The following is a 13,786-nucleotide window of genomic DNA, read 5'->3' on the forward strand; positions in this document are numbered from 1 at the left end:
ATTTCGGCATTCGTTTACTCATCTCGTGGCCAATAGGCGTAGATAGTAAATTATGCCAACGTCGATTCACATTGCGGGTTCTGACGATTGACCGAGGCGCTAGCGACCATCATTGTTATCGATGATGACCCCGAGGTCCGGGAGGCGCTTGGGAGTCTGCTGCGTTCGGTCGGCTTTGCCGTCAACCTCCTCGCTTCCGTGGGCGACTTCCTCACGTCCGGGCGACCCGATGGACCGACCTGTCTCGTACTCGATGTCCGGCTTCCGGGACAAAGCGGTCTTGATTTTCAGCTCGAGCTGTCGAGAGAAAACATTCAGTTGCCGATTGTCTTCATCACCGGGCACGGCGACATCCCCATGTCTGTCAAAGCGATGAAAGGGGGCGCGGTCGAGTTCCTGACGAAACCGTTCCGAGACCAGGACTTGCTCGACGCCATTCACATCGGCCTGGCGCGCGACCGCGAATGGCTTGAAAATGAAAAGGCGCTGGCGACGGTGCGCACTCGTTTCGCTAGCCTGACCCCACGGGAGCGCGAGGTGATGGCTTTGGTGGTGACAGGACGGCTCAACAAGCAGATTGCCAGCGCTCTAGGCGTCAGCGAGATTACCGTGAAGGTTCACCGCAGCCAGGTCATGCAGAAGATGGGCACCAGATCCCTGCCCGAACTCGCGCGTATGGCTGACAAGCTGATGCTCGCGCCAGGAAAGACTCAAACGAACTGATAAAGGTCTTGGCTGCGCGTATAGGTCATCCCCCGCTCATTGGTAATCGATCCTTCCTGGTGGCCAATAGCCCCTGCGGAAGCCCTCCTCTATGGTGCGCGTTCATTTCCCCCTCCTCCCAGGCCGGATCGCTACCGATCGGCCCGCCTTGGCCTCCCACCCGCGGGAGGCTTCTTTTTGGCCTCAGTCCCTGCAAGACACTTTCGACTCCAACACGGAAACCGACACCGAATCGAACTGACGGCACCCATGCGCGGGGTTAGAGGAGCAGACCATCGCCCCAGTCATTGCGGGCCAGGATGACTTCGCCGACATGAGTCGCTGAGCAGAAGTTCTGCTGAGGGGTGTCCGTGCCGGTATTCCAAGGTATCGCAAAGCGAAACCACAGTATAATGTCGCGTCGTCCCTTCCATCGCTAGACTAGTCGTTGCCTCGCGAGACAGGTAGCGAATCCCCCCGTTGCTACCACCAAGCTTCGGCGCTCCCTCCATCCGAAGCTCTACGGGTCCACGACCCGCCCGACCGCCCAGCAGCCGCTGGGCGGTCTTTCCTAGAGGTGGACCACGTATCGACCGGGCGGGTGATGGCCTCGTTGTTGGGACGGGCAGGCGAGATGTGGTAAGAAGTGAGGAAGTGGTTGCGGTTCGTCATATGTGCTCGCTTTGGCCAATTTGACCGGACGGATCTCCGAAACGCGTTGGTGGAGATGGGAGTTTGGAGGTTCTTTGGGAGGACGGTGATCGCGTGTTCCACAGGCAACGGCGCCTGGGTGCCGACGGCACGTGGAACCCGGTTCTGGTCGTGATTTCGGCCCTCGAGTATCCGACGCCTTCAAGCCTCGGCCGCCTCGACCATGAATACGGATTGAAGGATGAGCTCGATAGCGCGTGGGCGGTGCGACCGCTTGAGTTGGTGCGCGAGGGCGGCCGGACCATGCTGGTGCTTGAAGATCCGGGCAGCGAGCCGCTCGCCCGCCGGCTCGGAGCGGCAATGGAAACCGGACTTTTCTTGCGCCTAGCGATCAGCATCGCCGCTGCGCTCGGCAGAGTCCACCAGCGCGGCCTGGTCCATAAGGACATCAAACCGGCCAATATCCTGGTAGCGGGCACGTGCGCCGAGGTGCGGCTAACCGGCTTCGGCATTGCCTCACGCCTATCCCGCGAGCGGCAAGCGCTCGAGCCGCCCGAAGTGGTTGCGGGAACGCTTGCCTATATGGCCCCCGAGCAGACCGGGCGCATGAACCGCTCGATCGACTCCCGCAGCGACCTTTATGCGCTCGGCGTGACACTTTACGAAATGCTGACCGGGAGCCTGCCCTTTGCCGCTTCCGACCCGATGGAATGGGTGCATTGCCACATTGCACGACAGCCGATGTCGCCCAAGGAGCGGACGGCGGACGTTTCACCGGCAGTCTCGGCCATCGTCATGAAGCTGCTCGCCAAGACGGCCGAGGAACGATACCAGACGGCAGGCGGCGTCGAGCACGATCTGAGGCGCTGTCTCAGCCAATGGGAAATGGAATCGCGGATTGAGGCGTTCCCGCTCGGCGAGCGCGATATCGCAGACCGGCTGCTGATCCCCGAAAGGCTATACGGGCGGGAGCATGAGGTCGAAACCTTGCTCGCTGCCTTCGACCGTGTGGTGCTGGGCGGGGCGCCGGAGTTAGTGCTGGTCTCTGGCTATTCCGGCATCGGAAAGTCGGCTGTGGTCAACGAACTCCACAAGGTACTGGTGCCGCCGCGCGGGCTGTTTGCGTCCGGCAAGTTCGACCAGTACAAACGGGACATCCCCTACGCGACCCTGGCGCAGGCCTTTCAGGGTCTGCTGAAAGGGCTCCTCGCCAAGAGCGAGGCGGATTTGGCACCGTGGCGCGAGGCGCTGAGCGAGACGCTGGGACCGAACGCAAAGCTGATGGTCGATTTCGTCCCCGAATTGAAGCTCGTCATCGGCGACCAGCCGCCGGTCCCGGAACTTCCACCACAGGACGCGCAACGACGATTCCAACTGGTATTCCGGCGGTTCATCAGTGTCTTTGCCCGGCCCGAACATCCGCTGGCGCTGTTCCTCGACGATCTCCAATGGCTTGACGGAGCGACGCTCGATCTGCTTAAGGATCTGCTGACCCGGTCGGATCTGCAACACCTCATGCTGATCGGTGCCTATCGCGACAACGAAGTCACTGCCGCCCATCCGCTGATGCGGACGCTTGACGTGATCAAGACCGCGGGCGGCAAGGTCGCGGAGATCACGCTTGCGCCGCTCACTGAGGACTATCTCCAGCAGTTGATCGCGGATACGCTCCACTGTCAGCCTGATCGTGCGGCCCCGCTCACCCGAATGATGCACGACAAGACCGGCGGCAATCCGTTCTTCGTCCGTCAGTTCCTGTTTTCGCTCGCCGAAGAGGGAGTGCTCGCTTTCGACTATCGCGCGGCATGCTGGTCCTGGGATCTCAGCCGCATTCACTCCATGGGATACACCGACAACGTCGTGCATCTCATGGTCGGCAAGCTCGCGCGTCAGCCGCCCGAAACGCGGGAGGCGTTGCAGCAGATCGCCTGTCTTGGAAACACCGCAGATATCAGGGTGCTTTCACTCGTGCTCGGGATCCCGGAGGAGCAAGTCGCCGGGGCCTTGTGGCCTGCCGTCGCTCATGAACTGCTCGAGCGTCTGGCAGGCACGTACCGGTTCGTCCACGATCGCGTTCAGGAAGCCGCCTATTCGCTGATCCCGGAGGATCGACGCGGCGAGTTACACCTTCGCATAGGCAGACGACTTGCGGCGAATACTACGCCGGAGCGGATTGACGATCATGTCTTCGAGATTGTCAGCCAGCTTAATCGCGGAGCCGCACTGATCAACTCGGCTAAGGAGCGCGAGCAACTGTCAGAGTTTAATCTGATGGCCGGCAAGCGCGCCAAGGCCTCGACGGCATACGCTTCCGCTCTGAGCTATTTCGTTGCTGGCACGATGATGCTTTCGAAAGACCGGTGGCAGCGCCAGCACCAACTGGCGTTTGCGCTTGAACTGAACCGGGCCGAATGCGAGTTCCTGCTTGGCGCTCTGCCGGATGCGGAGGGCCGGTTAGCCCAGCTTTCCAGTTGTGCTGTCGGCGCCGACGACCAGGCTGCTGTCGCCTGCCTGCGCATTGATCTCTATGCTGCGCTCGGGCAAACCAGCCGCTCCGCAGACGTCGGTCTCGAATATCTGAGGCGGTATCTCGGCGTCGACTGGTCGCCGCATCCGGCCGACGCGGAGGTGCAACGAGAATACGACCGGATCTGGTTGCAGCTCGGGAGCCGCGCGATCAAGGATCTCATTGATCTGCCATTGATGAGCGACCCAGCATCCTCCGCGACGTTGGATATTCTCGCCCGGCTCGTGGGGGCGGTATGGCATACCGACGCGAACCTAGCATGTATGGCAATCTGCCTGGCTGTGAATCTGAGCCTCGAGCGCGGCAACAGCGACGGCTCCTGCTACCATTACGTGTCGCTTGGCTATATTGCTGGGCCGCGCTTCGGTGACTATGAGGCCGGTTTCCGCTTCGGTCAGCTAGGCTGCCAACTGGTCGAAAAGCGCGACCTGAAACGCTTTCAGGCCAGGACTTACAAAGACTTCGGGGCTCACGTCATTCCGTGGACGAGACATGTCCGAATCGGCCGCGACATGTTGCGGCGAGCCCTTGAAATTGCCGATCAGAGCGGTGACCTGACGTTTGCCGGATACAGCTATGCCAGTTTGAATTCGAATCTGCTGGCAGCAGGAGATCCGCTTATGGAAGTGCAACACCAAGCGGAGACCGGCCTCGCATTTGCGCAAAAGGTGCAGTTCCAGTTCGTCGTAGATCTCACCAGCGCGCAGCTCGGGCTCGTCCGGACGCTGCGCGGGTTGACCCGGAAATTCGGTTCCTTTGACGACGACGGATTTGACGAATTCGAGATCGAACGCCGGTTTTCGGAAAATCCGAATCTTGCGGAAATCTGCTACTTCGTCAGAAAACTCCAGGCCCGGTTCTTCGCCGGCGACTATGAGGCGGCCGTCGATGCGTCGTTGCGGGCGCAGAGGCTGCCATGGTCGTCCGTAGCGCATTTCGAAGAGACGCCGGAGCATCATTTCTACGGTGCCCTGGCCCGCGCCGCGTGCTGCGACGATGCTGTGGCAGACCAGCGGGCGCGGCATACGGAGGCTCTGGTTTTCCACCACCGACAGCTTCAGATCTATGCGAAGAATTGCCCGGAGAACTTCGAGAATCGCGCCGCACTTGTCGGCGCCGAGATAGCGCGCCTTGAAGGCCGCGAAATCGACGCCGTGCGCCTATACGAACAAGCGATCCGCGCAGCGCGCGCCAACGGCTTCCTTCATCATGAAGCCCTCGCATATGAACTCGCCGCCCGCTTTTATGCGCTGGGAGGCTTCGAAGACTTCACTCGTCTCTATCTCCGCAACGCGCGAGGCTGCTATTTACGCTGGGGTGCCGACGGTAAGGTGCGGCAACTCGACCAGCTCTATCCGGACCTGAGAGGGGACGAACGCAGTCCCGCTCCAACAAGCACTATTGGTGCCCCGGTCGAGCAACTCGACCTCGCAACCGTCATCAAAATCTCGCAAGCCGTGTCAGGCGAAATCGTCCTTCAAAAGCTGATCGACACGATCTTGCGCACCGCCGTTGAGCAGGCGGGCGCCGAGCGCGGCCTGCTGATCCTGCCGCGCGGCGGTGAGTCACGGATCGCGGCGGAGGCCACGACTTGCGGTGAAGCGGTCGCGGTGCAGATGCTCGACGCGATCGTCACAGAGTTTACGCTGCCACAATCGCTCCTTCGTTATATCTTGCGCACGAACGAAACCGTGGTCCTCGACGACGCAGCAGCTCAGAATCCATTTGCCGCGGACCCATATATTTGTCGGCACCGTGCTCGTTCTATCGTCTGTGCGCCGTTGCTCAATCAGGGCCAACTGACCGGGGTACTCTATCTTGAAAATAACCTCGCCCCTCGGGTCTTCGCGCCAGCTCGGATCGCGGTGCTGAAGTTGCTCGCCTCGCAGGCAGCAATCTCACTGGAGAATACCCGGTTGTACCGCGATCTCGCTGAACGCGAAGCCAGGTTCCGTCGCCTTGTCAAGGCCAACATCATCGGCATTATCATCTGGGATATCGAAGGTCGCATTTTTGAAGCCAATGACGCGTTTCTCCGCATGTTGGGCTACGACCGAGAGGACCTTGCCTCGGGTCGGCTATCCTGGACGGACCTGACGCCGGTCGAATGGCGCGACCGCGACGCACGGACCGTCGCAGAGCTGAAGATGATGGGGGCCGTCCAGCCGTTCGAGAAGGAGTATTTTCGGAAAGATGGCACTCGCCTGCCCGTGCTGATCGGCGGTGCACTTCTAGAAGAAGGCAGGAACGAAGGTGTCTCTTTCGTCCTCGATCTGACGGAGCGGCGGCAGGCCGAAGAGGCGTTACGGGAGAGCGAGGAAGCCTTGCGCGAGGTGCAAGGGCAACTGGCCCATGCAAATCGCGTCGCCACAATGGGCCAGCTCACAGCGTCCATCGCCCATGAAGTCAATCAGCCGCTCGCCGCATCGCTCACCAACGCCCAGGCGGCGTTGCGCTGGCTCGGAACCCATCCGCCCAATTTGGAGGAGACGACACAGGCGCTGGGCCGGATCGTCGAGAACGCCAATCGAGCCAGCGATGTCATCGGCCGGATCCGTGCCTTGATCAAGAAGGAGCCGGCTCGCAAGGAGCTGTTCGACCTCAATGAAGCCATTCGTCACGTGATTGCCTTGACCAGCAGTGAAGTGCTCCGCCACGGCGTCACGCTGCAGACAGAATTCGCGGCGGGCCTCCCGTTGGTGGAAGGAGACCGCGTCCAGCTACAACAGGTGATCCTAAACCTGATCATGAACGCAATCGAGGCGATGAGCAGCATCAACGAGGAAGAGCGCGAACTGCTGATCAGCACCGGGGCAGATGCCTCAGGAACCGTTGTCGTCAGGATACGCGACAAGGGTCCGGGCCTTGACCCGCAGACAGTGGATCGTCTCTTTGAGGCTTTCTACACGACCAAATCGAGCGGCATGGGCATGGGCCTGGCGATCTGCCGTTCGATTATCGAGGCTCACGGGGGTCGAATGTGGGCCACCGCTGGTGAACCACGTGGGGCAGTGTTTCTGTTCACCCTGCCTCTCGAACGAGACGAAACCGCTGGCGCAAAGCATGCCGACCAAATGGCAATGTTGGGAAACTGATAGGACCAACAACGGGCTGAAGCTCTCGCAGCCTGGGCAGGTCTCAGGCTGAAGGCCGTCGACCTGGCCCGCTTCTCCGTCACGAGACGACTGAGGTACGGCCGAAGCTTTCACGTCCACGTCGCAGTCTTCGGGCCAACGGGGGCGCAGTGGCGAAAACAACAAGCGCATCGATCGTGCCGCGAAATCGTGCGCCAGGAAACTGGACGAGGCGACGGAGATGCCTGCACGAGCTAAAAGGTGCTAGGCACCAAGCTCGATGATCCTCAATTCTGGACCCAAACCCGGCTTACGGCATGTCGCGGAAATCACTGAAGGGCAGAGATCCCGAAGCCGTCTAACAGACGGACAAGCCCGACGGAGTAGCACAGAAGACCGAACTGGGTTCCAGTAACATATAGGGTAAAGGCAGATCTCTGGGCGTGCAGCGCTTGTCCCCAGGGAGACTTGATCGTTTCGAATGGCATGACGGAGAACATCATCAAATGGGCCTCCAAGTCCGTAGGTGGCCATGATGAAATATCGGGCGGTGTGTGGAGCGGAGAGCCCGGAGCGCAAGGCCCAGCTTCCCCATATGCGCTGGGAAACAGCGTCAATGGGACCAGTTCGATTTGGATGCGGTGGAGTTCATGTGTCATGGTCTCAATCCTTAGGCAAACGGTCCGACCCATCGGCTCGCCGGCACCTATCGTTGGTGAATGGCCTCAAGTCTGTCATTGATGCAGGCATCAGGAGGCGTGTTGAACGCCTTCGTGAGCTCGATGACATTGCCGCGCGGGAGAAGTACCCTGACCGTAACAGGACGCCGCTCGACCTGCTATTGATCTTGAGGAAGGATCGAGTAGCGAAGAGGAGGAGACGACTTATACGGGGGTTTAGCCGTTCATCGGGGCCGGCTACCAGAAATCAGACCACCACCCGCTCCTCGCGATGAGATGCCTTCGGCGCGCTCCTCTTCCCACGTCGATGACATCAACCAGATAGAACGTCGTCCTGGACTCGTTACCTTGGAAGCCGTTTGCGCCGCTAGGAGAGCACGGAGCAACGTGGGCACCCTTCATGCTCGAAAAGTGGCTGAGCCGGGCATAGCTCCCTAGCAGCCCGCCTGTGTGCTGCCTCCGTATAATTTGCGCATACACAAGTATGATGGCGGACCTACACTCTTCGTTTTACCTTTTACTCCTGAGTGCTGGCCCCTCCAAATTGGTCATGTTCGCATCGGCGTCGGCAGCCATTCACTTGGAACCATGGCCAATCAGGTTCCAAAACCGTTAGGAAGGGACGCAGAATGCCAACGGTATCTCCGACTCCTATCACGCCTCCAGACGAGCATCTTGTCACCGCCAGAGAGGCGCTTGAGCCCCTCTATGAGAGACTGGAGCTTCACACCGAGGTCACCCTGCTGTCGGCGGCAATGGGGGCCGGATGGCCCGTCGACGAGGCAACGAGGGCGCTGGCTGCGCTTAGATTGCAAGACGCCCTCAATATTCTTGGCGGGAATTGAGGTCCAGCATATCGACCCCGCCCAAACGACCGAACGAGATGGAAGGCTTCGCAAAGTTCTAACGCGAATCGATCCGACGAGGGATTATCCAGCGGCACGATCATGGCGCAGGAATTTTGGTGTGGAATAGTCTGCACAGCAGAACCCACCGCCACATAGATTTTCCTTTGCGGTTGCGACAAACAACTTCGCCGGCATTCGACGTCGAAGGATTCGATGGTCCGACTGGAACTTCACAACGATATTCCCACCTTGTAAACCATCGCCGTTCCGTATTGATGCTCCGACGAAGTAGCCGCGTTCCAGCGCGAGTTGCACCGCAATGTGCGGCAGCCGGTTGCCTCTAGAACCATTCAGCGTAACACCAGAGGCTCGCTTGGTTGCCGCGATTTAGCAGATCTACCAAGTTATCCGCCTCCTCGGCGGTCAGCATGTCCATGACAAACCCATTGACGACGGCCGGCTGTCCGACGACTTTATCGAACACCGTCCAGTAAATATTGAGGTTCTTGCGACGGCTATATCTTTGCGCTGCCATCGTGTACTGCCTCCGGGTGCGGTAACGACTTTCGTCGATTGTGAGCGGTCTGTCAGATGTGACTGCTCGGCGGCTCTTGGATCTGCGAGGCCCGCGACGCTAGTCAGCAACTCGGCAGAGGAAGAAGGCCCGCATCCCCGCGGCGGCAAAGGAGCCCATGCAGGGTCAGGTGGTTTGCCTTTAAACGGCGCTCACTGTAGAGCATTTTACTACCCGCCAGTGAAGAGATACATTAGCACTAGGGATGCTATCTACTTGTATATCCTTCCAAAAGCTCGCATCGCGTGGCGGCACCTCCCTAACGCCACGGTGCCGTGCGTTCGATCCATTCGCGCGTCCGCGCTTCTGGATCGACGTTCAAGGTAATGTCGGTGACAACGGCCGCGGTGTCGGCGCGCGCGTCGAATACGCCCTGTAGCCTGTCGACATTCAACCCGCCGATCGCCACCAGCGGCAACGGCGCGACACGCCTCTTCCAGTCTGTGATCCGTTCCAGGCCTTGCGGCGCCCATTTCATCTGCTTGAGAATGGTGGGATAGACCGGACCGAGCGCCACATAGTCGGGCCTCGCAGCCAACGCCGTTTCGAGCTCTGACGCGTTATGTGTGGAAAGGCCGAATTTCAGGCCGGCGCTGCGAATGGCATCAAGGTCGGCTTCCCCAAGATCCTCCTGGCCAAGATGGATGAAATCGCATCCCTCCTCGATCGCCAGTTTCCAGTAGTCGTTGACAACCAGCTGGCACTTCGCCGCTGCGCAAACGGCCTTCGAACGCCGGATTTCCTGGCGCAGGATTTCGTCCGGGCGATCCTTCACCCGCAGTTGCACCAGTTTGACGCCCAGCGGCACGAGACGTTCGATCCATTTGGAACTGTCGACAATGAGATAGAAGGGATCAAGTCTCATGCGAAAACGCCCTTTCCGACAACCGGGGTGGACGGTACCGCCATGTCGCGTGGCTCCAGCATGCCGGAAAGATAAGCGAGCCTTCCGGCCTCGATCGCCTTGCCAAACGCCTCAGCCATGGCAGGCGGATCGCCTGCGACGGCGACCGCCGTGTTGAGCAGCACCGCGTCGTAGCCGAATTCCATCACTGTTGCCGCATGCGACGGTCTCCCGATCCCCGCATCCACGATCAGCGGTATGTCCGGAAAGGCGCTCCGCATGGCGGTGAGCGCGGAAGGGTTGCGCGGACCGGCCGCAGAACCGATCGGCGCGCACCAGGGCATCAAGACCCGGCATCCGACGGAGACCAGCTTTTCACCCACCACCAGATCGTCCGTCGTATAGGGAAATACGCAAAACCCTTCCGCACAAAGAATGCGTGCGGCTTCGACCAGTTCGAACACATCCGGCTGGAGACTGTCGTGATGGCCGATCACCTCGAGCTTGATCCAGTCGGTACCGAATATCTCACGCGCCATCTTGGCGGTCAGGATCGCTTCCGACGCGCTGTGACATCCCGCGGTATTTGGCAGGACGCGGACCGCGAGCTGGCGGATGAGTTCGAAGAAGGCTCCACCCGTCTTTCCGCCGGCCGTTTCGCGGCGAAGCGAGACCGTGACGATCTCCGCGCCGGACCGGCTGACCGCCTCGGCAAGGACGGCCGGCGACGGATAACGCGCGGTACCGAGCAGAAGTCGCGAAGACAATGCAGCATCATAAAGAGAAAGCATGGATCAACCTCCCTGCATCGGGGACAGGATTTCGATACGGTCACCATCGTCGAGCCGGTGATCGGCTCGGTCCTCGCGATGCACGAGATCTCCGTTGACGGCGGTTGCCAGCCAGTCGCCCTCGTATTCCAGAACATGAAGGAGTTCGGCCAGGGTTACGGCCTCGCAGACCTGGGTTTCGCCATTGATTATCAGTTTCATGAGGTTAGCCTTTCAGAAGTGAATGCCGCTGGAGGAGAATATCGGCGGCCCGCACCGCCATGGCGGGCGCCAGCAGGAAGCCATGCCGATGCATGCCGGCGATCGCGAGCCCCTCCTCCGTCTCGATGACTTGCGGAATGTTGTCGGCAAACGCCGGACGTATGCCAGTCCCGGTCTCGACAACGCGTGCCTCGCCAAACGCCGGATGCAGCGCATAGGCCGCGTTCAGGAATTCCATGAGCGAACGCGCGGTAATCGGTCCGTCATCGTCAGCCTCGATCATCGTCGCCCCGACCATGAAACGGTGATCGTCGCGGGGCACGATGTAGATCGGATGGCGGGGATGCAGCATCCTGACCGGCCTGGAAAGGGTAATATCCGCAGTTTCCAGATAGAGCATTTCGCCTCGCACGCCGCGCAGGCCGGAAAGTCGCGGTATCGCCGCCGGCCCGGTGCAATCGAGCACGCCGGCAAACCGCCGGTCCTGCGGCTGGCATCCGCCGAAATGGAAGACGACGCCACGCTCGCGGAGCGTGCCGGCTAGTCTGGCCAGTGCGCGGCGTGGATCGAGATGCGCTTCCTGCTCGAAGAAAAGAGCCTTTTCGAAGCGGCCGGCTAGTGCAGGCTCGAGGTCGGCCACACCCTTGCGATCGATCCAGACATGACCGGTGGTGCGCGCGGCAAACCGGACGAGATCGGGAAGGTCGCGCGGCTGCGCCACGACGAGAGTACCGCGGCGACGAACCTCGCCGGGCACGGCCTCCTCCCACCATCCGGCCGCGCCCAGGCCCAATGTCAGGACAATCTCTTCGGCCGCTTCCCGTTCGCAATAGGGCGCGAGCATTCCTCCAGCAAAGTGCGAGGCGCCAAGTCCCGCCGCGCCGGCCTTTTCGATCACCTCGACCGAAAAGCCCCGCCTGACGAGCTCATGGGCTGCCGCGAGGCCGGCAACGCCGGCCCCTTTGACGAGAAACGTAGACATTATGCGTTACCCGGAAGGTTTTCGATCGGCATGTACAGGTCGCCACCCTCCCGATATTTCGCCGCCATCGCTTCCAGCCCTTCCTTCTGCGCTTCGGCGCGGATATCGTGCGAAATCCGCATCGAGCAGAATTTCGGACCGCACATGGAGCAGAAATGCGCCACCTTATGCGCCTCCTTCGGCAGCGTTTCGTCGTGGAAGGAACGGGCAGTTTCCGGATCGAGCGAGAGGTTGAACTGGTCCTCCCATCGGAACTCGAAACGGGCGCGCGACAACGCATCGTCGCGCACCCGCGCCGCCGGATGACCCTTGGCCAGATCGGCGGCATGTGCCGCGATCTTATAGGTGATGACGCCCACCTTGACGTCGTTGCGGTCCGGCAGGCCGAGATGTTCCTTGGGCGTCACGTAGCAGAGCATGGCAGTGCCGAACCAGCCGATCATCGCAGCCCCGATGCCGGACGTGATGTGGTCATAGCCCGGCGCGATATCGGTGGTCAGCGGCCCGAGCGTATAAAAGGGCGCCTCGCCGCAGACCGCGAGCTGCTTGTCCATGTTTTCCTTGATCTTGTGCATCGGCACATGGCCGGGACCTTCGATCATCACTTGGCAATCCTTCGCCCAGGCGATTTTCGTTAACGCGCCGAGCGTTTCCAGTTCTGCGAACTGCGCCGCATCGTTGGCATCGGCAATCGAGCCTGGCCGCAGGCCATCACCGAGCGAGAAGGAAACGTCGTAAGCGCGGCAGATGTCGCAGATCTCCTCGAAATGCTCGTAGAGAAAACTCTCCCGGTGGTGGTGCAGACACCACTTGGCCATGATCGAGCCGCCGCGAGAAACGATGCCGGTGACGCGATTGACGGTCAGCGGGATATAGGCAAGCCGCACGCCCGCATGGATGGTGAAGTAATCGACGCCCTGCTCGGCCTGTTCGATCAGCGTATCGCGATAGACCTCCCAGGTGAGGTCCTCGGCAATGCCGTTCACCTTTTCGAGTGCCTGGTAGAGCGGCACGGTGCCGATCGGTACCGGCGAATTGCGGATGATCCATTCGCGGATATTGTGGATGTTGCGGCCGGTCGACAGGTCCATGACCGTGTCGGCACCCCAGCGGATCGCCCAGACCATCTTCTCGACTTCCTCCGCCATGGAGGAGGTGACGGCGGAATTGCCGATATTGGCATTGATCTTCACCAGGAAGTTCCGGCCGATGATCATCGGCTCGCTTTCCGGATGATTGATGTTGGCGGGAATGATCGCCCGGCCGGCGGCGACCTCCTGGCGGACGAATTCCGGGCTCACATGATCGGGAATATGGGCGCCGAAGCTTTCGCCATCGCGGCTCATGGCCTCCGCCTGTGCCTTGCGGCCGAGATTTTCGCGGATAGCGATGAATTCCATTTCCGGAGTGATGATGCCGGCGCGTGCATAGGCGAGTTGGGTTACGGCCTTGTCGCCCCTCGCCCGCAGCGGCTGGCGCTTGGCCGGAAATTCCGGTGTCAGCCGTTCGCCGCTGACAAAGCCGTTGTCTTCGGGACGCACATGGCGGCCTTCATAGGCCTCGACATCTCCGCGGGCGATCACCCAGCCGCGACGGAACTGTGACAAGCCCTGCTCGATACGGATATCGGCGCCCTCGACAGTGTAAGGGCCGGAGCAATCATAGACGACGACGGGCGGCTCTCCCGATGTCGGATGGACGCTGATCTCGCGCATCGGCACGCGGATGTCGGAGTACATATCTCCGGGGATGTAGATTTTCCGCGAGGCCGGTAGCGGGCCGGTGGTGACGGTGGGTGTGACGTTCTTTGCGGCAATGGTCATGGTTTGAGGCTCCAAGTTGCAATTGGAGACCCAGTCAATCAGCCGGAATGATGGAAAGACGCCGGCATGTAATCCACGCGGGAATCCGA

Annotated in this window: 9 protein-coding genes; 3 read left to right on the forward strand and 6 right to left on the reverse strand. The window is 60.6% G+C overall.

Annotated elements, in window-relative coordinates; translation table 11 throughout:
- The first annotated feature begins 87 nt into the window (after positions 1–87).
- The 3 genes from FHT79_RS29385 (at position 88) to FHT79_RS32285 (ending at position 8,479) form a co-directional block, all read left to right on the forward strand.
- The gene (locus tag FHT79_RS29385) at positions 88–723 is read left to right on the forward strand and encodes a response regulator transcription factor (protein ID WP_097596365.1); all 636 of its coding nucleotides are present in this window, start codon (positions 88–90) and stop codon (positions 721–723) included.
- Positions 724–1,437: 714 nt separating this feature from the next.
- Complete coding sequence (locus tag FHT79_RS29390) at positions 1,438–6,975, forward strand: trifunctional serine/threonine-protein kinase/ATP-binding protein/sensor histidine kinase (RefSeq protein WP_183904609.1); 5,538 nt, start codon at positions 1,438–1,440, stop codon at positions 6,973–6,975.
- A gap of 1,288 nt (positions 6,976–8,263) precedes the next feature.
- Positions 8,264–8,479 (forward strand): hypothetical protein, encoded by a 216-nt coding sequence (locus FHT79_RS32285; protein WP_097544219.1) that lies wholly within the window; start codon positions 8,264–8,266, stop codon positions 8,477–8,479.
- Positions 8,480–8,822: 343 nt separating this feature from the next.
- On the opposite strand, the gene FHT79_RS29395 is transcribed toward FHT79_RS32285, so the two are convergent.
- From FHT79_RS29395 to thiC, 6 genes are all read right to left on the reverse strand, one after another.
- A complete protein-coding gene (locus FHT79_RS29395; protein ID WP_097544218.1) occupies positions 8,823–9,017 on the reverse strand; it encodes a hypothetical protein in 195 nt (64 codons plus the stop codon).
- Between the two features lie 298 nt (positions 9,018–9,315).
- Positions 9,316–9,921 (reverse strand): thiamine phosphate synthase, encoded by a 606-nt coding sequence (locus FHT79_RS29400; protein WP_132573568.1) that lies wholly within the window; start codon positions 9,919–9,921, stop codon positions 9,316–9,318.
- On the reverse strand, positions 9,918–10,691 hold the full coding sequence (locus FHT79_RS29405) for a thiazole synthase (RefSeq protein WP_097544216.1): 774 nt from the start codon (positions 10,689–10,691) through the stop codon (positions 9,918–9,920). The genes FHT79_RS29400 and FHT79_RS29405 overlap by 4 nt, the downstream gene beginning before the upstream one ends.
- Before the next feature lie 3 nt (positions 10,692–10,694).
- Complete coding sequence (gene thiS / locus FHT79_RS29410) at positions 10,695–10,892, reverse strand: sulfur carrier protein ThiS (protein WP_018245349.1); 198 nt, start codon at positions 10,890–10,892, stop codon at positions 10,695–10,697.
- Positions 10,893–10,896: 4 nt separating this feature from the next.
- Positions 10,897–11,874, reverse strand: a complete 978-nt coding sequence (thiO, locus tag FHT79_RS29415) for a glycine oxidase ThiO (protein WP_183904610.1) — start codon at positions 11,872–11,874, stop codon at positions 10,897–10,899.
- Positions 11,874–13,697, reverse strand: a complete 1,824-nt coding sequence (thiC, locus tag FHT79_RS29420) for a phosphomethylpyrimidine synthase ThiC (RefSeq protein ID WP_097596369.1) — start codon at positions 13,695–13,697, stop codon at positions 11,874–11,876. The genes thiO and thiC overlap by 1 nt, the downstream gene beginning before the upstream one ends.
- Positions 13,698–13,786: the final 89 nt, after the last annotated feature.

It is taken from the genome of Rhizobium sp. BK212, assembly GCF_014197475.1.
In the GTDB taxonomy this organism is placed as follows: Bacteria; Pseudomonadota; Alphaproteobacteria; order Rhizobiales; family Rhizobiaceae; genus Rhizobium; species Rhizobium anhuiense.